Raw genomic sequence first — 22179 nt, 5'->3', positions numbered from 1 at the left:
AGCTTACGCCTCGGCAGCAGCACGCCATGCTCATTGCCGTGAACATGCGCAACGCCATGGAGGACTTTCCCCACGCGCGGTGGCGCCCTCTCCCCTGGATGATCTCGCCTCAATCGAACGTAGGCAAGTTCACTAAGTTGTTGGTCCACTTTCCGTCGGCGTGGGTCCGCAGGTAGGGCTTCGTCTTCTGGGGCTTCACGACGGCAACGTTTACTCGGTAACTTCCCGTTCCGACATGTGCTGAGCCTTTCTTGACGTCGATCCAGTGGACCATCGTGGGCTTATCAGTCCGCCCGGTCTTGCCCGTCTGCTCGTTCTTCCACTTGTACTCGACGATCTCATCTTCCGTCTTCTTCGTACCACCGAATCGGACGTGGGTGATCTGAATGGACATGACGTCTCGCTTTCTGCCGCGCCGTCGCGGCGATAGGAAGGGCCTCGTCCCACAGACCTCCGACACGCTGTAGTGAGGCCGTCACGCCGCCAAGTCGAGCGCGGTCTGCGGCGCTTGGTCATGACACGAACAGCTTCGTAGACCTCAGTGAGGTCGCAGTCGCGTTCTTCGCACCTGCTACGAGCTCAGCTGAGTTCGTCTAAGCGCACTGTCGCGGTGCGGTCACGTACGAGGGAACTGGGCTAGACACGGTGCTCCGCGAAGATCCGGGTAGTCCGATGGGCTGCGAGAATTGACGGGTGGTTGACATCGAAGCTCGAGGCACCGTTGCGGTCGAGGACATACTGTCGATGTGCCCTCACCTTGTGGCTTACGTCTCGAAGAAGGACAAAGCCCCGATTACGGATGGCTACGTCGAGATCTACCGGGGTCTCGGGCGCAACAAGACGGACATCACGGGCCGCCTCGACATCCAGGTCAAGGGACAGACGGCACCTGGGCGGATAGCGCCATCGTCGTTCCGAATGACTCGGGACGAACTCACGAGCATCCGCAATCACGGCACTGTTCTCCTGTTTGTCACGTTCCTGCACCGCGACGGCGCGTTCCACGGTCGCACTCATTACGCGCTCTTGCAGCCGTACTTCATCGACCTCTTCCTGGACGATTTCCCGAAGAAGCAGAAGAGCTTTGCCGTCCCGGTGAAAGAACTACCACGAACAACGGACGAGATTGAGCGTCTCGTCGCTCTCGGTGTTCGCTCGCAGAAGCAGAGCGTGTCATTCGGGTCCGTCGATGCGCTCATCGAGCGTGGTAAGAGCTTCACGATTCACGGCGCTGATGGCTTGGACTTCTCCAAACCGCTGACGATCTCTCCTCGCCACGGTGACTTCATCATCGAGGTTGAGACGCATGACGGCCTCGTCGCGCCCCTCTCCGGCGTGATGAAGATTTACCCGCCGACGTACACCGCTCGCAACGTGCCCCTGCGTGCAAGATGCGGTGCCGTCGAATATGAGGGGGCGACCATTCGTCAGGTCGACGCGGACAGACACACTCTGAGCCTATCCGCTGGCTTGACGCTCAATCTGCGTATCTCCGACCGACTCGAATCCGCATCGGCTGTGCTCACCCTTGTCAGCAACTTCGCGGACAGAAGCCGCGATCTCGCGTTCTTCAGTGCCCTTGTCGCCAATCAACCGCTGTACATCGACGGCGAACAGCAGGACGTGGACATCACCGAGCCAGAGCGCCTATCCGACCTCGTCGCGATTCAGCGGCGCATGGACATGCTCTCAGAACTCTTCGACGAGCTACATGTCGACACCTCTCTTGTCGAGCTGGCTCGCATGACGGACGAGGAGTACGACCAGTTGTCGTACATTCACGGCTCACTTCTGCACGGGCGTAGCCTTCGGTCGTCCGGTGACGATCCACCGTTGTTCTATGCCGTGGTCGCTGACTGGAAGGTTGCCCTGTTCCTGCTCCCGGACGGCGATCAGCAGGCCCTGCAATGCGCGGATCCGTTCGCGCCCACGAACCGGGATCGTTTCAAGCTTTACTCGACGGACGAGGCTGGCGGAAGCATCGAGCGCCAGGCAACCGTCTACGACACACTCGATAGCCGACAGCTCGCTGAGTACGTCAACACAAACCTCGATCAACTGGTTCCGGCGTACGAGGCCGTCGCCGATGTGCAGGGCACTATATGGCTGGCCGTCCGCACCATGCTCAACCTCATTCGCGCGGCTGACGCGTGCGACCCACGCCGTGTGGCACTCCTCAACGCGGCCAACTCACTGAACGAATGGATTGCCGGCAAGACCGGCCCATCAACAACCGCGGTCCTGAACCGTCTTCAAATCGCGGCCCGACGACCGAACGGTCTCAGCGACGACAACAGACGTGCCGTTCGCTCACTCCGACGCACGATCATCGCTAGCGGTGACGGTGATGCTGCGGTCAATGAGACAGCATGCGCCATTCTTCTCGGCGACGTTGAGGACATCCAGGAGTGTGCACAACGACTTTCAGACGCCCAGCTCGACGAGCTGAGGGAGTATCCGATCTGGAACCTCGTCCCAACGTCACCCAGCTTCAGCCCTGACCATGGAAAGTGACGGCGTCATAGGAGCGGTGACCGTTCTCGAGACGTCGCATTCAACGCAGGCCCGAGCGTGCCTCGACGTTCCGACCAATCCATCGGAAGAACCGGTAGATGCCGATGATGATGATCGCGACGAGGGCAACCATCATGATGAGCATGCTGATCCCGCCCACAGGAGCGGAGAGCTGCTGGACAATCCAATACATGGCAATTCCCACGATAAGTCCTACCGTCCCCAGGGCGAGCACGCCGGTCCAGACGAGAAGCGGCGTAACCTTAAACCGCTTCCGTGACGCCTCTATCGCTCGGCCGGTCTCGCTCACCCCATCGCGGATGACGTCGATGTCAGGTAGGACTCGGTTGACGTGAACAGTAGGCGCTCCATCGACAATTACGCGGGCCGTCGAATGAAATTTCCTATGGATGAGCGCGGGGCGCAAGACGATCTTGTCCGGCAGGAGAACCTCTAGTTGCGCGTCGGAAGTCGGCGGAACGGGGATCTGCTCGGCGATGGGCACACCGAGGTCGAAAATCAGCGGAGTGCCAGCGTCGAAAGCGTTTGTTCCGATGTCCGCCCTTCCGGATGACCACAGACTCAGCGTCACGATCTGGGGCGCGATTACTGGATGGCCTTCCAACGCGATGGTTAAGCGATCTGTTGCTCCCGCGCCGTCCGCCAGCAGCGGCGATGCTTCTAGCCGATAGCGGAGCTGACGCTTCGGGTTCATCTTGCGATAAGTCCACACGGACACCGCGGTCGTGACGATGATGCCGATGATGCTGACAAGAACCTCGATCCCCATTGGCGCAGTATCGCAGCGCTGAGACAAACCAAGGGCGTCAAGACCAGACGAGTTGGGATTTTGTGACCCTGTCGGATCCGCCGTGCACTACTTGGTGTGAGCGACGAGCGGAGTCTGTGTCGAGAACTCTTCACTGGACGAAACGGCGTGTTCAGCGTGTGCTGGAATCACCACCGCCGTCGCGTAGTTCGACATGTCGTTTGGGATGGGGCTTGCCGCGCCGGAGGCTGAGGAAGTCCACCGCCACAGCGTTCCTCGCGGCGTGGCGGCATCTTAGGCAGGTGCGCTTCGTTGGCGGGTCACTTTTACCGTGGTCGCTGGTGACAGCGAGGAACTGCGCGCGCGACGTTGACCGGTCACAGTGACGCCGGCCCTCAGCCGTAGTACCGACTATCCACGTCGAGAAACACCTGCGGAGTCTCGACCTCCTCAAGGAACACGGCCGTGCCGTGGGTGACCGGGGCGTGCTTCTCATGAACGGTCCAGACGTCGACGATCCGGTACCACTTACCCCCGAACTCAAATCCATGTCCGATAACCGGGGGAATCTTGGCGTACTCGTCTTGATGGATGTTCTCGCCGTTCGCGTAGTAGTCGACGAGGTATCGCGAATAGTCAGTGCTCACATGAGCAGTGTGCCAGTTCCGAGCTAGCAGAAGGGCGCGTGCCTCAGCCGCGCCCATCGGGACGATGTAGCCGACGTCGGTCACCACAAGAAACCGCCCGATGCATGCGAATCACATCGGGCCGTGAGGGAGTTCCGGCACCACCTACACCCTCGTCTGACATGAGCAGAGTAGGGCGAGAATGCGGCCTAGCCGTCATCGCGCTCCCCCACGCGGCCGCATCTGTACGCCTACCGCCATCAAGCATGATCTGGTCTGTGCGTAGCTGACACCAGCGGAGTCTGCGATAGCTGCGATCGCCTCGCCCTGCTCATACTGCGAGACCATCTGCTGGATCTGCTCGCTCGTAACCGCCGGCTTCTTTGGGCCACGTGAGCGGATCGGCTCACCCATCGACACGAGCAGCCGCTGCACCTTGTTTGCACTGAACCCGTGCTCTTCACCGATCGAAGCTAGGGATTCCCCTTCACGGTACTTCGCAACTAGGGAATCACGTACCTCTGCTGGCACCTCATTTGGATCGACTCGACTCAGCTTCAAACGAGCAACCAGCATGTCCAGCGTCGTGCGGTGGACTCCGAGTTGCCGAGCTAGATCAGCAACCAGCTCTCCCCGCTTGTAGCCCTCAACGAACGCCAACTTCTCCGCGTCAGTCAGACGTCGAGCTCGACGAGGTACGGGGCGGCTATCCACTGCGGCCCGGCTTGGCTTCAGATTCGCCAGCTGGCGCAGCTTCGTCACCCCCGTCGAATTGTTCGAGTACCTCTCAACAAGCCCCACCAAAATACCGAACTTCAACACAAAATGACCCCTTCACCGGGGTTATTTTTGCTTTTCGGGTGTCCAGTCACCCATCCGATCGCTTCGATGCGCAATCATCGCTGACCTCCGTCACGAATATTTCGGGTGATCCACGAGGGGTGCCGTCGGTACACCCAATCGGACGTCAAGTCACCCCTGTCAGATGTACCGATGGTGTTGTGAGTGTCACTACATAGTTGCCCTTGACGTGTCTGATGCCGCTGTCATAATCGGGGCATAGCAGCTAATCGCGTAGGGGGAACCGTGAAGAAGAAGGAAGCACTCGCACTCAAACTACCTTTCGAACCCGGAGAGTCTCTCTGTACATGGGTGGTTCCGGGTCTCGAAGGAGAGCCTGTGGAGCTATCTGGCCTGCTAACTCTAGAGGTTGGCAAGTACCCTTACGGTGTCCTTTATGGCGATATGCCAATTGAGTGGGTCGACGGGGCAGCTAGTTTTCCGCAGCGACACCGCTTCGAATCGCTGGTAGGCCGTTTATCGAGTGGTGGTTCCGTAGCGTTGATGAACGGTGAGTTGCACTATTGGTTCGAAACTCAGGGACGTGCAACGGGCGCCTTTGCGGTCCTCTCGCGTGATCAACTTGACGCCAAGAAACCTCGGAAGTACAAGGCGATTGAGTTACAAATCGATGGCATCGACGCCATAATGGGTAAGTCTCCTATATCCCAAGTGAAGATGCCGCGTAAAGCTGGGGATGAGCCAGTCTGGTCGGCTTCTATAAACCGTGACGCCAACGCGGAGTGGGAGTCGGCTGGCGATCAACTCTCTGTCTGGTTCAACGCATCGATCCGTGCGCTCGATTTCTACGAGTTTAGTATGGTCTTCGGCTCGGTTCTTAGGATCACTGTTAAAGATGCGCTGACTGTTGACGAGTGGTGGCTTGAGTGGGTGCGGCCGTTGCGTCAACTCATCTCACTTGTGACGCAAGGCTCACGCAGTATCAACGGCTTCTTGGCCGTTCAAGGCGAGAGCAACAAAGCCGGTTCTCGAGATCAGGTGTTCGGATGGGATATCTCACAGAGCCCGCGGAACACCAGCCGCGACGAGATTGAAGCGACACAGACACTTGTGAATCTGGCAGCAGATGAGGCAAATCTCCTCCTGCTACTCCAAAGTTGGCGGACCCTCTCCACCGCACATCACCCTCTCCTCGAGACGTACGGCTCGATGACGACCACTGCTGAGCAACATCCGCGGTCACGACTACTACTCCTACTGCAAGCACTTGAGGGTCTGTATGGATTTGAGACCTCCGACCAACGAGCTAAGAACGAGCAAATCTACACAGAGAAGCGTGAAGGGGTACTCAAACGGGCCGGAGAGTCTTCACTGGAAACAGCCGATGTGAAGTTTCTCAAGAAACATGTCATGAAGCGCCCATCAAGTGGACTACTTGACGCGTTAGGAGCCATCTTCAAGTCACTTCCAGTCGACATCAGACCAGAACTCGATACGACATCCCTATTTGCCACTGTCAGATCGCTCGACCCGACATTGGATAAGGAGCGCGCAGAAAGAATCCTCGTAAAGATCCGCAACGATCTTTCACACGGATCCGCAAACTACGACGTCCAGGACCTCAAGCACGTCGCAGATCTGTTAGAGCGCGTCGTACGTTCAGAAACACTGCGGGTCATCGGTGCTCCAGAGTCTTCTCGCAAGCGTGCGCTGGAAAATGCTAACGACTGAAATTATCGACATAGATGAAGTAGATGCTTCACGCCGGTCGAGCGCCATCTATACATGTGTAAGACGCCTTCGTTTGGCTATGCAACGAACGACCGGTCCGCAACTTGACCTTTGGGGAGTACCTGTCATAATCGGGTAAATGAAGATGGAGACTACAAAGGTGTCGTATCAAGGCTGGGCTCGCTTCTGGGCGGCCGATCTACATGTTCACACACCCGGCTCGCGGGACGCGCGAGAAGAAGACTTCGGCACTCCGGACGATATAGTCAAGGCGGCTATCGCGGCGGGGCTAGATGTCATTGCCGTTACAGATCACAACACCGCTAATTGGTGCGAGCCAATCGCGGCGGCAGCCGCATCGTTCCCACTTGTGGTACTACCGGGGTTCGAGCTGAGCACGCCACAAGGCCATCTATTGGGCCTATGGGAAGAGGGCACCTCACCTTCAATTCTTGAAGATGTACTCACCACGGTCGGAATCAAGCGCGCTCAACAAGGCGCATTAGACGTAGTGACGACGATGTCCATGATCGATTGCGCGAAGGAGATCGAAGAAGCTGGCGGCATGGCAATTGCGGCTCACATCGACAAGGAACGCGGGATACTGACGCAGCCCGTTCAAACGTTTGTTAATCAAATCCTCAGAGAAGAGTGTATTCGCGCGTTTGAGTACGTACTTGAAGAGACGCCTCGAACCGTTAAAAATAAACTCGGCGACGCACGCTTACCAGCTTTCGTGCAGAGCTCCGATACTTATGATGCAGCGCTTAGCCGTCACGCCCTGTCAGGGATCGGGCTGCGTCGGACATGGTTCAAAGCTGCTAGGCCCGATTTGACGGGACTCCGGCATGCAGTCGATGACCCTGAGTTGCGTATCGAGCTCACCGATCCTTGGCTGTCTGATTCACATCCCACGGTCGACGCCGTCTCCATAGATGGCGGTTTTCTTGCGGGTACGACAATTGAGTTGAGCCCGGACCTGAACAGTTTGCTCGGCGGAACAGGCGCCGGCAAGTCCCTGGTTCTTGAAGCAGTGCGCTTTGCACTAGAACAGCAGGTCGATGGAGCTGTTTTTCGCACAATATACGACGAAGTCAACGGGCGACTGCAAAAGGCGCTCGGAGAAGGGACGGAAGTTGCTGTCGAGATTCGACTAGCAAGCGGTCGTTATCGAGTTAAGCGTACTTTCACACAAAAGGGCTCTCGGGCATCCGTGGAGCAAGACGTTGACGGCGATTGGGTTCAGATCGATCGTGTCCCCTCCGACCTGATTCCCATAGCCGCATTCTCCCAGGGAGAGATCCTCGAATATGCGAGACAACCGGTCGGGCGAGTCGGACTTATTGATGTGCACCTAGACCTCTCGTCCATCGAGTCCAAAATTCAGCAATGCGAGCAGTCGCTTCGCGCGAATGCGATAAATCTCGTGAAGGCCCGAGAAGGAGTCGACCAACTCAGGATCAAGGCTGCGAGAGTTGATGAGTTGAAGGAACGCGAGCGCACACTATCTGCACTGTTTGATGAAGATCTGGTGAAAGAGCAACGTCTGTGGACTGCCGAACGGGCCAGTTTGAAAAGTCTCGCCGATGAAGCCGATGGCGTCAGGTTTACACGACCTCCGGCAACGGATGAGGTGGTGGCACGAATTACCCCTGCGCACGAGACAAAATTTGAACAGATTCAAGCAGCTCGAAACCTATATATACAGGCAATTGATGAAGCCGAGATTTCCATCAATACAGTGTTGGAGGCGTACCGTGGCTCTATCAACAGTACTCGCGAGGAGATTGATGCAGAATTCCAAGTCTTTGAGTCGCAGGTAGACCAACGGCTGGAAAAGGCCGGAAAATCATCACTGAGTGCTATCAGGCGCGAACTTGAGTCCGTCCAAGGTGATCTTACCGCAGCATCTCAAGCGGCCGAGGACTCGAGTAAAATAGCACGTCCACGCTTGCAAGCTCTTGAATCCGAAAGAGAGAATTATCTTCAATCTTTGAAAGAAAGTCGCGATGAGCGTAGGGCCTTGCGAAGAGTGCGCGTCAGGGAACTTAATAGGAAGACGGCGTCCTTCGTCAAGATTGATATCCCAGCCAAAGGAGACACCTCGGCATTCCGCACTGCCTTGGACAGTATAAAGACTGGGTCAAGAGTGCGTGACACTGTCTTGGACGTAATTGCTGAGCACATCCATCCTTATCGGTTCGCCCGAGCGCTTTGGGATGGAAAATTGTCATCACTGAACCCTCTCCCCGAAGGAGTAGACGCCGCTGACATTTCTCGACTACACACAAACATCGCCGATCGAAATTACTGGACGCAGCTTCTCGACGTTCAGCAACTGGATACGCCCGATACTTTGAATGTGAAGTTCAAGAAGCCTGAGGGCGGCGACTACGTTAGTATCGAAGACCTATCCCACGGTCAAAAATGTACGGCAATTCTCGTTATTTTGTTGGCCGACGGCGACAGTCCGGTATTGATAGATCAGCCAGAGGATGCGTTACACGCTCCGTGGATTGAAGACTATTTGGTAGACCGGCTTCGGGAATTGCGCGGTTCGAGGCAGTATGTATTTGCGACTCGCAGCGCAGGCTTGGTGGTCAGCGCAGACGCAGAACAACTGATCACGATGCACGCCTCCGCGACAAAAGGTGCAGTAGAGGCGGTCGGATCCTTGGAGCGCCATGATCTTAACAAGCTTGCGTTGCATCACTTGGAAGGTGGAAAAATTCCTTTTGGTCGCCGGACGCAGAAACTTCGCTCTTCATTGGATTCATAGTCTATTTCGGCTTAAGGTTGACATTGGCCGACAGCACGTTCATAGTCTCCGACACGTATGTCCCGCCTCACGAACACCACCTACCTGACCAATCGAAGCGCCCTCGGCGAGTATTGGAAACGTAGTGAGCTCGGCTGGTCCAGGCTCAACTTCGAAGACCAGTGCACACTGCACGAGTACTACGAACCCAGCATGGACCTCACGGACGATGAGGCCATCATGTATCGCCAGGCGGTCACGGCGAAGTGGCCGAGCCTCCCCCACCGTGCTGGCAAGGCATATGCCGAGTTCACCAAAGTAATCGCGCAGCTCGAAGCGGCACCACAGCGACCAAAAAGAGCTCTTGGCAGGAGGCGCACGAACAAGTCATACGTCATCCGCACCGACGCACTCGTTAGACGGGACGTCGACTTCGACAAGCTAGCCCGTGCCCTGCTCGCCATCGCTCGCGACAAGGCGGAGAAGAAGAAAGCCGCCTAGTCACCGCGCTCCCCCGCGCGGCCGCATCTGTACGCCCGAATCGGCCAGGCACGACCTCGTCTGCGCGTAGCTGACACCAGCGGAGTCTGCGATGGCTGCAATCGCCTCGCCCTGCTCATACCGCGAGACCATTTGCTGGATCTCCTCGCTCGTGACCGCCGGCTTCTTTGGGCCACGTGAGCGGATCGGCTCACCCATCGAAACCAACAGCCGCTGCACCTTATTTGCGCTGAACCCGTACTCCTCACCGATCGCAGCCAAGGACTCCCCCGTTCGATACATTTCGACCAGTGACTCACGTACCTTCGTCGGCACCTCATTCGGATCGACGCGGCTCAGCTTTAGGCGGGCAATCAACATGTCGAGCGTCGTGCGATGCACCCCTAGTTGCCGAGCCAGATCTGCCACCAGCTCTCCCCGCTTGTATCCCTCGACGAACACCAGCTTCTCCGAATCAGTCAGACGTCGAGCTCTGCGGGGTGCGGGGCGGTTGGCTCCTGCGACTCGGCTTGGCTTCAGATTTGCCAGCTGACGGAGCTTTGCCACCCCTGTCGAATTATTCGAGTACCTCTGAACAAGCCCCACCGAACTTGTCTACTCGAACAAATTGCCAGGCTCCGCCATGGGGGTCATGGAGTTGCGCTACGACGTCCGAGGATTTCTTCACCGCCTCAAAGCCCGACCCGCCGCGCATAGCAGGGCCGTTCGCGGGAGCCCGAAACCGCACCAGCACGTCGTGCGGTGTCAGGTCGCGCGACGACCTCGGATGAGGTCGGTGAGGGCTGCGAACGCCCCGTGTGCGTCGATGGATTCATCGAGGAGCCATTGAAGCTGCAGACCGTCCATCGCGGCGGCAAGCAGCAACGCGGCATGCTCGGGACTGAGCGCAAGGTCGCCGCCGGCTTCCACGCTCGCGGTTAGCTCCCCTGCGAACTGAGCGCGGATACGTGCATAGCGTTCGACGAAGAACGAATGTGCAGGATGATCGCGGCCGACCGCCTCGCCTGAGACGGTCGTGAAGATCTCCGTGATCGACGGGTCATCGAGGACCTGATCGAGGAGGTTGACGAGCGCATCCAGCAGGTCCGCCCCGTGGATGTCCGCCTGCTGGACGGAGTGCTCTTGATCACGTTGCTCCAGGACGGCGATGAGCAGTTCGTCCTTGGTGGCGAAGTGATGGCGCAGACCCGTGAAGGTGATCCCCGCCTCCTCCGCGATCCCCCGCATGGACGAACCGCTGTACCCCAACCGCGCGAAGACGCGGCGAGCGGCTTCGAGGATGTTGTCGCGCTGCGCGACGGATTTTGCGTAAGGTCCCCGCGGTCGCCTGGCTGCCACATCTCACACTGTACGACAGGCACATTTTTAAAAATGTTGCACGTGAGCTGTTTTAGGACTACGGTCGAGCCACCCTCTCACCGGCGCGAACGGAGTTCACAGCATCGTGACCACCTCATCCCTCGAACGGCCCATGGCCTCGCTTGCCCGACCCTGGATCGGCGTGAACTTCTGGTCGCGCGTCGGCGGGCCCTTCATGTGGCGGACGTTCGACGCGGACGTCGTGCGGGAGGAGCTGCAGACCCTCGCCGACCACGACCTCACGGTGACCCGCTCGTTCTTCTTCTGGCCCGACTTCCATCCCGAGCCCTACACGGTCGACAACGACCTCTGCGCCGCCTTCGAGCGTTTCCTGGACCTCCACGTGGAGATCGGTCTCTCCACGATCCCGACGTTCATCGTGGGTCACATGTCCGGACAGAACTGGGACCCCGCGTGGCGCAATGGCCGTGATCTCTACACCGATGTCTGGATGGTGGGACGCCAGGCGTGGTTCGTCCAACAGATGGTCCAGCGCTTCGGCGCTCACCCCGCCGTCGCGGGATGGCTGATCTCGAACGAGATGCCCCTGTATGGAGGCGGCGGGGGACTCATGGGCCCCGTCGAGCAGGTCGACAAGACGGCGGTGCGCGCGTGGTCGGAACTGATGGTGGCGGCCGTCCGAGCCGCCGGAGGGCGTCAGCCGGTCTCTCTCGGCGACGGCGCGTGGGGTCTCGAGGTCATGGGCCAGGACAACGGATATCGACTGTCCTGGTCGGCACCTCTCACCGAGTGGATCGGACCGCATTCCTACCACATGAATGACGACCCGGTGCGTCAGAATCTGATCCCCGCGTTCAATGCGGAGCTGTGCGGCCCGTACGGCAAACCCGTCGTCATGGAGGAATTCGGCGTCACCAGCGAGTTCGCCGCCGACGACAATGCCGCCGACTACTACCGACAGGTGCTGCACTCGACGGTCATGGCCGGGGTGACCGGCTGGCTCGGCTGGAACAACACGGACTTCGATCTGCCGGCACAACAGCCGTACGATCACCGCCCGTTCGAGCTGCACTTCGGTCTGACAGCACCCGACGGCACTCCCAAGCCCGCGCTGGGAGAGCTCGCATCGTTCGCGCGCGCGGTACGCGACCTCGATATCACGCGTGCCACCCGCGCCCCCAGTCGCGCCGGCCTCGTCGTCAGCGGATACTTCGATGGAGAGTTCCCGTTCTGGGGCCCGGAGGAGTCGCCGGCGCTACGCGACTCGCTGCTCGAGGGCTACATCGCCGCGCGGCTCGCCGACCTCGCTCCCGCCATCGTCCGCGATGTCGCCGAGATCCCGAGCCTGCCCCTGCTCGTGGTCCCCTCAGCGAAGGCGATCACGGCGCCCGGGGCGCAAGCGCTCCGTCGGGCCGCACGGAACGGCTCCACCGTCTGGGTCAGCTACGGCTGCGGCGAAACCCTGAATCAAAGAGGGTGGTGGTGGCCGGATGCCAACGACACCTTCGGCATCCGCCACGCTGCCCGTTATGGTCTCGCCGAGCCGGTGACGACCGACACGGTTCTCCTGCGCTTCGAAGAGGCATTCGGCGATCTGGAAGCGGGTGACGAGCTCGTCCTCCCCGTGGGCGGGCCGGGCGTGGCCCGCACCGTCTTTCCCGTGGAGCCGGCACAGGCCCGCGTCGTGGCACGAGACTCCTCGGGTCGTCCCGCGATCCTCGTGCACGAGACGGGCGAAGGTCGAATGGTCCTGTGCACGTACCCCGTTGAGTTCTTCGCCGCCCGGACCCCCTTCGTGGATCGCACCGGGCTCGTCCGGCTCTACAGCGCTCTCGGTCGCATCGCCGACGCGGCTGGGCCGGTGCAGGTGGAGGGCCTGGACGTATACGGAGACCTCCTGCGCACGCCCGACGGTCGATCGACCGCCGTCCTCCTCAGCGAAGCAGACGAGCCGCGCGAGGTCACCTTCCGCGTCGATGGCGTGGACCGGACCGCCTCGCTGCCCCCCTTCGGTGCCGCCCTCATTCCCCTGCTCTCCCCCGGCTCCGAGCACTGACCTCTCCCTCCACCTCAATGACGAGAAAGGCATGACCGAAATGACCTCACCCCGAATCCGACGAGCGCGCCGAGTCGCTGCAGCAGGTGCCGTGATCTCCCTCGCCCTGGCGACGGCGGCCTGCTCCACCGGCGATGCGACACCGAACGGCGGCGACAAGACGATCACCACTCTGAGCCTGTACTCCGCCGACAGTCCCGCCGGCGCATGGTTGACGAACATGGCCACGGAGTTCGAGCAGAAGACCGGCATCACCGTCACGAACGACTTCGTCCTGCAGACAGATCTCCCCACCACTTACGGCAAGTCGGTGGTCGCCGGTAACGAGCAGGACCTGGTCATGACGAACCTGGTCGGTGATCCGACGACGTGGCTGGCCAACGGCGCGACCGTCGACGTCTCGTCCTACCTCGACGACTGGAACCTGCGGGACGTCTTCTCGGACGAGGCACTAGCCGCGTGGACGACCAACGACGGCGCCGTCCAGGCGTTTCCCCTCGAGGGATACAACTGGCCGATGTGGTTCAACACCGACCTGCTGAAGCAAGCGGGAATCAGCTCCCCGCCGACCACATGGGACCAGCTCATCGCAGCCTCCACCGCTTTGCGTGCGATCGGCGTTCAACCCTTCGTCGTCGGCGGCGCGGACTATCCCGCCTCGGCGGTCGTCACCCTGGTCGCCCTCTCTCTCCTCAGCGAGGAGGACGTGACGCAGCTGTACGCCTCAGGCGACTGGAGCGGCGCGAACGGACAGAAGGTGATCGACGGCATCCTCCAGCTGCAGGCAGCCGGTGTCTTCGCAGACGATTCCGCAGGCCTCAGCTACTCCGATCAAATCGCTGCCTTCGGAGCGGGTAAGGCTGCGATGCTCTTCGACGGGTCCTGGGGCTACGGGAACGCCCAGAAGACATTCCCAACGGTGAACATCCAGCTCGGAGGATTCCCGCTCGCCGCATCGTCGCCGATCAGCAAGCCGGTCAGCTTCGCGGGACAGTCAACGGGCGTGTGGATCTCACCGAACGGGCAGAAGAACATCGACGCCGTCGGCCAATTCGTGTCCTTCCTCTACCAGCCGGAGAATCTGGCGAAATTCGTCGACATCGGGTACATCTCGCCGGCAAAGCCCGGCTATGTGACCCTGGACACCGCTGCGCTGCCCCCATTGAACGTCGCCTCCCAGGAGCAGCTGCCACAGACCACGACGGTGTACGCGCCGACGTACAACTCGCTGTCGCCGACGGTCACCAGCGCATTCTTCCGCGCGAGCACGCAAGCCTTCGTGCCCGGCACGACGGCGGCCCAGCTGACGCAGAGCATGGAGCAGGCGTGGCAAGCACAGTGATCTCTCCGTCGGCGCGGCGTGGCACCCCACGTCGCGCCGGCGGGACCGGTCAGGTGGCAGAGGTGACACCGGCCCTGGTCTGGTACGGGCTGTTCATGGTGGCGCCCCTGATCGCCATGGTCGTTCTCAGCTTCTTCAGCTGGAACAGCCTGGTAGCGACACCGAAGCCGAACGGACTGGACAACTACGCTTACCTGTTTCAAGACCAGATCCTGCGGGTAGCGGTCGTCAACACGATTCTTTACGTGGGCATCGGCCTCCTGCTGATCATCCCGTTCGGTTTCCTCCTCGGATTTTTTCTCTCGCGCCGGCCGCGGGGCCACGCGATCCTGTCGATCATCTTCTTCACACCGTGGATCGTGTCCGCCTCAGCGCGCGCGATGATGTTCACCGGTCTTTATCAACCCAATGGCGCAATCAACAGCATCCTGGATGCCATCGGTCTCGGTGATCTGTCGCGGGTATGGCTCGCCGACCCGGCGACCGCGCTGGCCGCGGTGATCGCCACCGAGGCGTGGGCCGGCATCGGCGCTACCGCGGTCATCTTCTCCTCCGCGCTGGGACGCATCCCGACCGAGGTCTACGAGGCGGCACGCCTGGATGGCGCAGGCATCTGGCGCGAGATCTTCTCGATCGCCGCCCCCCTGTCGAAGGACTTCATCGGGCTGATGACGATGCTGCAGTTCCTCTGGCTGTTCCTCGGCTCCGCGGGAACCGTTCTCCTGCTCACAAAAGGCGGGCCGGGCTCGACCACCATGACGCTGTCGTTCTACCTCTATGACCAAGCGTTCGTCTCGGGGCGGCTCGGGTACAGCCAGACGATCGGGGTCGTCGGACTCCTCGTCGGACTGGTCGGCATGGGCCTCATCCGCTACGCATTCCGCACGAAGGACTGACCATGCGCTCTCCCCGTCTTCGTTCCGCTCTCGGTTGGGGCGCCGCCTACGTTCCCGTGCTTCTCTACGCCGCCGCGATTCTCGTACCGCTGTACTACGTCCTCGTCAGTGCCTTCAAATCCACCGCCGATATCTCGCTGAACCCCATGGGGCTTCCGACCACGTTCGGCTTGGACCGCTTCTTCGCCGCGAACGACGCTGTCCACCTCCTCGCCGCAGAGGGAAACTCCCTCGTCGTCGCCGCCGGCTCCGTCCTCCTGACGATTGCGTTCGCCGCCCCGGCCGCCCATGGGATCGCGCGCCGAACGAACAGGTTCTCGATGGTGGCGCAGCTCGCCTTCGGCCTGGCGTTCCTCATTCCACAGTTCGCCGTGCTGGTGCCGGTGTACCTCATCGCGGTGCGTTCGGGGCTCATACAGGTCCCGCTCGTCTTCCTGATCCTGTTCTACGCGGCGATGAACATCCCCCTCGCCGTTCTTCTCCTCGTGCCGTTCTTTCGCGCCGTCCCTCGGGAGATCGAGGAGTCGGCCGAGCTCGACGGTGCCGGACTCTCCGCTCGACTGCGGCACGTGCTGCTGCCGATCGTCGTGCCCGGGCTGACGACCGTCGCGATCCTCTGCTTCCTCGCCGCGTGGAACGAGTACATCTTCGCTCAGGTCATCACGAACAGCACCTCGTACACGGTGCAGGTGGCGTTGCCCCTTCTGCGAAGCGAGGGCGCATTCCAAGGCGCCGACGTCGACCTCGGTCGCCTTGCCGCAGGAGTGGTCATCAGCGTCGTTCCGGTCTTCGTCGTCTACGCCATCCTTCGCCGCCGGCTGATCGACGCTTTCGCCGCCGGTGCGGTCAAAGGCTGAGTCCGACAGGAGTTCGACATGACGCTTCGATCGCTCATAGCGGCCACCCGCGCGCGCCTGCCCCGGCGCACCGACAAGGTCGTCGTCACGCGTGACCTCGCTGTTCCGATGCGAGATGGGACCATCCTCCGCGCCGACCTGTGGGCGCCCCGCGATGACGAGGGCGCACGCACGCTCGTGATCGTTCGCACCCCCTACGGCAGCGCCGGGATGGGGCTGATCGGCAGACTCCTCGCCGAGCGCGGGCACCTCCTCCTCGTGCAGAACTGTCGAGGGACGTTCAGCTCCGGCGGCCGGTTCGTGCCGTTCCACGACGAGTTCGACGACGGACTCGACCTCCTCGCCTGGCTCGACGATCAGGCATGGGCGCGCCGGCCGCTGGCGACGATGGGGGCGAGCTACACCGGTTACACGGCCTACACGCTTGTCGCTGCTGCCCCCGAACGCGTGACGAGCCTCGCCCTGGCGGTCACGAGCGCCGATTTCCACACGGCCGTGATGTATCCGGATCAGGTGATCGGCTCGGAGACGGCGTTGATATGGATCGGGGGCCTTCTCGCGCAAGAGCTGCCGCTGCTGCCGAAGCTTCTCGCGGTACGTCGGATCACGCGCGGCATGCGCTCCGCCCTGCTGGCATCCCCCGCGCAGGCGGACACCGTTCTCCTCGGCCGCCCCTACCCGCCGTATCAGGAGTGGATCCGCCACGACGGTGCCGAAGACCCGTGGTGGGACGCGCTCGATCGGCGCCCTCAACTGCGCCGCCTGGCACCCTCGGCGCTGGTTGCCGGCTGGTACGACCCCTTCCTGGTCGGGCAGCTCGACGACTACGCCGCCTTGAAACGGGAACGGCGCCCGGCCCGGCTGGTCGTCGGGCCGTGGACGCACGCGGCGACCGGCGTCGCCGACACCCTGGTGCGGGAGAGCCTGCGCCTGCTGGCCGATCCCGACTCTGCTGAGGGCGCATCGGTCTACGACGCGGGCGCGAAAAAATGGCAGGCACTTCCGCACTGGCCCCCTGCCACAGTCGGCACAACGCTGTTCCTCTCGGGGCGCGGCCGGCTCAGAAATCGGGTGAGCTCCCCGGTGGATGCGGCGTGGAGCGTGAGCGCCGCCGACCCGCCGCCTCCCGCCGGAGGCCGGGCGTTGAACCCCTCCTTCGCAGGACGGCGGAGGCAATCACCTCGCGAGCGACGCCCAGACGTGCGGGTTTTGACTTCCGCTCGTCCTCGACGCCCGACCATCGTGGCGGGGAGCCCGACCGTCTCCCTCCGAGTCAGGGGGACGGACCTCTCCCAGGAGTGGTTCGTACGCCTCTGCGATGTCGACCGGTTCGGCGTTTCTCGCAACATCTGCGACGGCTACCTCCTCCAGCCAGCCGGAGACGGTTCCACGACTGGCGGTCAGGAACAGAACGTGACCATCCGCTTGGCTCCGACCGCATACACATTCCGGCGCGGGCATCGCATACGCCTGCAGATCTCCGGCTCGGGCTACCCGTTTCACCCCGCGCCGCCAGGCGGGGCACCGGATCGCGGCCTGATCTCGCGCACCGATGCCCCCAGCATCCTGGAGCTTCCGGTGGTGCGCGGAGGCTGGAGAACCGCATCGAGAGGGGCACACCGATGACCCGCATCCTCAGCGAAGGAATCTGCACCACCCGTTTTCGACCGGTGCGCGACGCATTCGAGGCTTACCTGGCACAGGATCCCTCTCACAGCGCGCAGCTCTGCGTGTACGTCGACGGCTCGTGCGTCATTGATCTGGCGGGCGGACCCGATCTCGCACGCGAAGACATCACGGGGGTGTTCTCGGTGACGAAGGGTGTTGCCGCTCTCGCGCTGGCGACCCTCGTCGACAGCAATCGGCTGGACCTCGACGCACGCGTCACGGAGTACTGGCCGGAGTTCGCCCTGCAGGGCAAAGACCGCATCTCGGTCCGGCAGATGCTCTCGCATCAAGCCGGACTCCCCGCGCCGGATGGGGGTGTCACGTCAGACGACGTACTGCTGTCGAAGCAGGGCGCGGCACGGTTGGCGGCCAGCGCCCCACTCTGGCAGCCGGGCTCGCTGTTCGGATACCACGGCCTGACCATCGGCATCCTGATGGAGGAGCTCGTGCGCCGCGTCGCCGGTCGAGACCTGCAATCGATGTACGAGTCGGACATCCGTCAGGAGTACGACATCGACTTCTTCCTGGGGCTACCCGAGCACCTGGAGTACAGGTATCGCCCGCTCCGACCGCCCCGTCCCCTCTCCTCCGTCGACGCCGACCCCCTCCCCGGCGACACGATCACCGATGCGGCTTTCGGTCGCCTCGGGGCACCGACAGACACCAGTCTGTCCGCCTTCGGACCGAACACCCCCGCCGTCCGTCGCACCGGGCCAGCGGCATCCGGAGGCGTGGGCTCCGCGCACGGGCTGGCCCGGCTGTACTCGGTCGCCCTCGGACGGATCGGAGAACCTCTTCTCCGCCCGGAGACCGTGACCGAGATGTCGCGAATCCAGGTCAGCGGACATGACGTCGTCGTCGACGACGAGATGCGGTTCGCCGTGACATTCATGAAGCCGCAGCCCCGCATGCCTTTCGGCAGCTATCGGGCTTTCGGACACGACGGGGCCGGGGGCGCCCTCGCCTTCGCTGACCCCCTTTACGGCATGTCGTTCGCGTACATTCCGATGCCCATGACCAGCCCAGGCGGAGCCGATGCACGAGCGATCGAACTTTCGCGCATCCTCCGCACCTGTCTCCGCGCCGACAAGGCCGCAACCACTTCTCCGCCCACCACCTGAGAAAGCAGAAACCATGCGCGCAATCGTGTTCCCCCACGCCGGATCGGCGACGCTCGCGGACGTGGCAGAGCCCAGTCCCGGCCCCAAGGACGTCGTCATCGAAGTCGCCGCGGTCGGCATCTGCGGCACGGACACGCACGTCCACGACGGCGAGTTCGAAGGCACCGTTTACCCTCTGATTCCCGGACACGAAGCCAGCGGCCGCGTCGCGTCGATCGGTTCGCACGTGAGCCACCTCGCCGTCCGCGATCCGGTGGTGGTCAATCCCAGCACCACATGCGGCGAATGCGAGTTCTGCGTGATCGGTCGGACAAACCTTTGTCGACGGTGGAACGGACTCGGCGTCGTCGCCAGCGACGGCGCCTGCGCCCGCTTCCTCAAAGCCCCCGCCGCGAACGTGTACAAGCTGCGCGAGTCGACCGACCTGTACGAGGCGGCACTGATCGAACCGCTCGCATGCGCTTTGCGTGGCTACGACCTGCTGCCCCGCGTCATGGGCTCTCACTATCTCGTCTATGGCTCCGGCACGATGGGCCTGCTCATGGTCCAACTGGCGCCCCGGGCGGGCGCGGCGAGCGTGACGATCGTCGACACCAACCCCGCCCGGTTGGAAGCCGCGCGAGAACTCGGAATCGTCGACGCTCTCACCTCCGCCCACGACGCGGCTCGTGATCGATGGGACGTCGTGATCGACTGCACCGGGAACATCCGCGCCATCGAGGACGGACTCGCTCGGGTGAAGCCCGGCGGTCACTTCCAGCACTTCGGGGTGGCTCCCACGGAAGCACGCGCCGAGTACTCGCCGTTTCGCGTCTACCGCGACGAGATCACCATCGTCGGCACGATGGCGGTCTTGAACACCTTCGGGCGCGCGGTGGAGATGTTCGAAGCCGGCGCCATCGACCCACGTCCGATGATCAGCCACTCCTTCTCCCTGGAGGACTACGTCGAGGCGCTCGACATGTTCCGGCGTGGAACCGGGCGGAAACTCCAGATCCGTCCGGGCGATGATCGCTCTCGCGAGTTGCTTCCCTCCTCCGAACGGACTGTCGCGTGAGCTATCTCGTGAATGCACCAGAACGATTCCGTGCGGAGACGATCTCGGGGTTCGTCCGCACCCACGGGCACGAGATCACCTCTGTCGACGGAGGGGTCCTACGCCGACGGCACGAGGGACACGACAAGGTCGCCGTCATCATCGGCGGCGGTTCCGGGCACTACCCCGCCTTCGCGGGATTCGTCGGTCACGGCCTCGCCGATGGTGCGGTGATGGGCGACGTCTTCGCGTCCCCCTCCGCGACCCAGATCGCCGAGGTCGCCCGAGCAGCCGACACCGGAGCCGGAGTCGTGCTGTGCTACGGCAACTACACCGGGGACGTTCTGAACTTCTCCCTCGCCGAACAGCGTCTCAGTCGCGCAGGAATCGACTGCCGTACCGTGCGCGTCACCGACGACATCTTCAGCGCACCGCCTTCCGAGTCGAATCGCCGCCGCGGTGTCGCGGGGGATCTGGTCGTGTTCAAGATCGCCGGTGCGTCCGCCGAACGCGGAGACGTACTCGAGGCGGTGGCGTCCGTCGCTGAACGGGCGAACAGCCGCACCCGCACGATGGGGCTCGCGTTCTCCGGGTGCACCCTTCCGGGCATGACCGACCCCCTGTTCTCCATCCCACGAGGCCGCATGGCCGTGGGAATGGGCATCCACGGTGAGCCCGGGCTCCGAGAGGTGGACCGCCCACCCGCGCGTGAACTCGCCCAGATGATCGTCACCGCTCTTGCCGAGGAGGGCGAACCGCTTCGCGGGGCAAGAGTCGCCGTCGTCGTCAACGGACTCGGCTCGGTGAGCATGGAGGAGCTCTTCGTCCTCTTTCACGACGTCGCCGCGGAACTCGATGAGACCGGCGCGGTTCTCGTTGCCCCGGCCGTCGGCCAGTTCGCCACGAGCTTCGACATGGCGGGGGTGTCGGTGACGCTGACGTGGCTCGACGACGAACTCGAGCACCTCTGGTGCGCTCCGTGCGCGTCACCGGGATTCTCGCGCGCGGATTTCGCGTGGGTATCGTCGCCCGACGAAGAGCCGACGCGGAGGCGCGTTTCTCCCCTGACGACCCTGCCGACGGACGACTTCGCGCCCACGACCGGTCGTGCGGATCCTCTGGTGTGGCGAATGCTGGATGCTGCACGTCGCTCCATCGACGAGCACGCGGCGGTCTTGGGGCAGCTGGATGCCGTGGCCGGCGACGGCGACCACGGGATCGGCATGCAGCGGGGTCTGACCGCCGCCGCCACTGCTGCCCGCGGAGTCATATCGAGCCGTGAGGCGCTGCAGCGCGCCGGAGACGCCTGGGCCGACACCGCGGGGGGAACGTCCGGAGCGCTCTGGGGCATCATCCTCGGCTCGCTCGCCTCACACGTGACGACAGGTCCCCTCACGCTCACGGACGTCGCCGAGGGCTGGGCATCCGCGCGTGACGCCGTCGAACGCGCCGGCGGTGCCACGCGCGGCGACAAGACACTCGTGGATGCCCTCGCACCGTTTGCCGACGAGATCGGCTCCGACCCCTCTCGCGACCTCGTCTCATCGTGGCGCACGGCCGTGATCGCGGCGCAGAAAGGGGCCGAAAGGACCGCCGACCTCGTTGCCCGGCGAGGACGCGCGCGCACCCACGGTGAGAGCGGACGGGGACACCAGGATCCGGGGGCGGTCTCCTTCGCTCTGGTCGTGGATGCGATGCAGTCCGCGTGGGGCGAGCAGTGATGACGCCGCTTCGGGTGGTGATCGGCTCCGACGATGCCGGCTTCGAGTACAAGGAGACTCTTCGGCGCGATCTGGATCAGGACGATCGTGTCAGCGAGGTCATCGACATCGGGGTGGATGCTGACGGGCATGCGCCTTACCCACGCGTCGCCATTGCCGCCGCGGAAGAGATCGCCGCGGGCCGAGCCGACCGCGCCCTCCTGATCTGCGGAACGGGACTGGGCGTCGCTATCGCAGCCAACAAGGTTCCCGGCATCCGCGCGGTCACCGCGCACGACAGCTACTCCGTCGAGCGCGCCATCCTCAGCAATGACGCGCAGGTCCTCACCCTGGGCCAGCGCGTCATCGGGGTGGAGCTGGCCCGTCGGCTCGTGCGGGAGTGGCTCAGCTACCGGTTCGACGATTCTTCACCTTCCGCGCTCAAAGTAGAAGAGATCAGGTCCTATGAGTCGAGACGGTGAC

19 protein-coding genes are annotated in these 22179 nt (G+C 62.4%); 13 read left to right on the top strand and 6 right to left on the bottom strand.

What is annotated here, in order from left to right; all coding sequences use genetic code 11:
* Window positions 1-109 precede the first annotated feature (109 nt).
* Window positions 110-394 (bottom strand): DUF3892 domain-containing protein, encoded by a 285-nt coding sequence (locus tag PIR02_12250; protein WZH35545.1) that lies wholly within the window; start codon window positions 392-394, stop codon window positions 110-112.
* 299 nt (window positions 395-693) lie between these two features.
* Here PIR02_12250 and PIR02_12245 point away from each other — a divergent pair, with 299 nt between their 5' ends.
* Window positions 694-2514, top strand: coding sequence for a hypothetical protein (locus PIR02_12245; protein ID WZH35544.1), 1821 nt, complete (start codon window positions 694-696; stop codon window positions 2512-2514).
* Between the two features lie 40 nt (window positions 2515-2554).
* Here PIR02_12245 and PIR02_12240 read toward each other — a convergent pair whose 3' ends face one another.
* The 3 genes from PIR02_12240 to PIR02_12230 all read right to left on the bottom strand — a co-directional run bounded on the left by PIR02_12240 (window position 2555) and on the right by PIR02_12230 (window position 4731).
* Window positions 2555-3304, bottom strand: a complete 750-nt coding sequence (locus tag PIR02_12240) for a hypothetical protein (GenBank protein WZH35543.1) — start codon at window positions 3302-3304, stop codon at window positions 2555-2557.
* Between the two features lie 374 nt (window positions 3305-3678).
* On the bottom strand, window positions 3679-4014 hold the full coding sequence (locus PIR02_12235; protein WZH35542.1) for a hypothetical protein: 336 nt from the start codon (window positions 4012-4014) through the stop codon (window positions 3679-3681).
* Window positions 4015-4125: 111 nt separating this feature from the next.
* Window positions 4126-4731, bottom strand: a complete 606-nt coding sequence (locus PIR02_12230; GenBank protein ID WZH35541.1) for a helix-turn-helix domain-containing protein — start codon at window positions 4729-4731, stop codon at window positions 4126-4128.
* A 264-nt stretch (window positions 4732-4995) separates the two neighbouring features.
* Between PIR02_12230 and PIR02_12225 the strand changes: the two genes are divergently transcribed.
* The 3 genes from PIR02_12225 to PIR02_12215 all read left to right on the top strand — a co-directional run bounded on the left by PIR02_12225 (window position 4996) and on the right by PIR02_12215 (window position 9700).
* Window positions 4996-6441: a hypothetical protein gene (locus PIR02_12225; GenBank protein ID WZH35540.1), complete on the top strand. Its 1446-nt coding sequence runs from the start codon at window positions 4996-4998 to the stop codon at window positions 6439-6441.
* Window positions 6442-6580: 139 nt separating this feature from the next.
* A complete protein-coding gene (locus PIR02_12220) occupies window positions 6581-9220 on the top strand; it encodes an AAA family ATPase (protein WZH35539.1) in 2640 nt (879 codons plus the stop codon).
* Between the two features lie 57 nt (window positions 9221-9277).
* On the top strand, window positions 9278-9700 hold the full coding sequence (locus PIR02_12215; protein ID WZH35538.1) for a hypothetical protein: 423 nt from the start codon (window positions 9278-9280) through the stop codon (window positions 9698-9700).
* Here the strand turns inward: PIR02_12215 and PIR02_12210 are convergent, their stop codons facing one another.
* Entirely contained in the window at window positions 9701-10108 is a 408-nt protein-coding gene (locus PIR02_12210; protein WZH35537.1) for a helix-turn-helix domain-containing protein, read from the bottom strand.
* Between the two features lie 336 nt (window positions 10109-10444).
* Window positions 10445-11038, bottom strand: coding sequence for a helix-turn-helix domain containing protein (locus PIR02_12205; GenBank protein ID WZH35536.1), 594 nt, complete (start codon window positions 11036-11038; stop codon window positions 10445-10447).
* 106 nt (window positions 11039-11144) lie between these two features.
* Here PIR02_12205 and PIR02_12200 point away from each other — a divergent pair, with 106 nt between their 5' ends.
* The 9 genes from PIR02_12200 to PIR02_12160 all read left to right on the top strand — a co-directional run bounded on the left by PIR02_12200 (window position 11145) and on the right by PIR02_12160 (window position 22178).
* Entirely contained in the window at window positions 11145-13076 is a 1932-nt protein-coding gene (locus tag PIR02_12200; protein ID WZH35535.1) for a cellulase family glycosylhydrolase, read from the top strand.
* Window positions 13077-13167: 91 nt separating this feature from the next.
* Window positions 13168-14418, top strand: a complete 1251-nt coding sequence (locus PIR02_12195; protein WZH35534.1) for an extracellular solute-binding protein — start codon at window positions 13168-13170, stop codon at window positions 14416-14418.
* Window positions 14403-15314 (top strand): sugar ABC transporter permease, encoded by a 912-nt coding sequence (locus PIR02_12190; protein WZH35533.1) that lies wholly within the window; start codon window positions 14403-14405, stop codon window positions 15312-15314. Before PIR02_12195 ends, PIR02_12190 begins: the two co-directional genes overlap by 16 nt.
* Window positions 15315-15316: 2 nt before the next feature.
* On the top strand, window positions 15317-16171 hold the full coding sequence (locus tag PIR02_12185; protein WZH35532.1) for a carbohydrate ABC transporter permease: 855 nt from the start codon (window positions 15317-15319) through the stop codon (window positions 16169-16171).
* Window positions 16172-16189: 18 nt separating this feature from the next.
* Window positions 16190-17797 (top strand): CocE/NonD family hydrolase, encoded by a 1608-nt coding sequence (locus PIR02_12180; protein WZH35531.1) that lies wholly within the window; start codon window positions 16190-16192, stop codon window positions 17795-17797.
* Window positions 17794-18960 carry a serine hydrolase gene (locus PIR02_12175; GenBank protein WZH35530.1) on the top strand — a complete coding sequence of 389 codons (1167 nt, stop codon included), beginning with the start codon at window positions 17794-17796 and terminating at the stop codon, window positions 18958-18960. Before PIR02_12180 ends, PIR02_12175 begins: the two co-directional genes overlap by 4 nt.
* A 13-nt stretch (window positions 18961-18973) precedes the next feature.
* A complete protein-coding gene (locus PIR02_12170; GenBank protein ID WZH35529.1) occupies window positions 18974-20017 on the top strand; it encodes a zinc-dependent alcohol dehydrogenase family protein in 1044 nt (347 codons plus the stop codon).
* Window positions 20014-21717, top strand: a complete 1704-nt coding sequence (locus tag PIR02_12165; GenBank protein WZH35528.1) for a dihydroxyacetone kinase family protein — start codon at window positions 20014-20016, stop codon at window positions 21715-21717. The genes PIR02_12170 and PIR02_12165 overlap by 4 nt, the downstream gene beginning before the upstream one ends.
* On the top strand, window positions 21714-22178 hold the full coding sequence (locus PIR02_12160) for a ribose-5-phosphate isomerase (GenBank protein ID WZH38995.1): 465 nt from the start codon (window positions 21714-21716) through the stop codon (window positions 22176-22178). The genes PIR02_12165 and PIR02_12160 overlap by 4 nt, the downstream gene beginning before the upstream one ends.
* The last annotated feature ends 1 nt before the right edge of the window (window position 22179 follow it).

The sequence above is a fragment of the Microbacterium enclense genome, from assembly GCA_038182865.1.
GTDB classification, from domain to species: Bacteria; Actinomycetota; Actinomycetes; order Actinomycetales; family Microbacteriaceae; genus Microbacterium; species Microbacterium enclense_B.
Note: the sequence above shows the minus strand (reverse complement) of the source record. Positions and strands in the feature narration are given on the sequence as shown.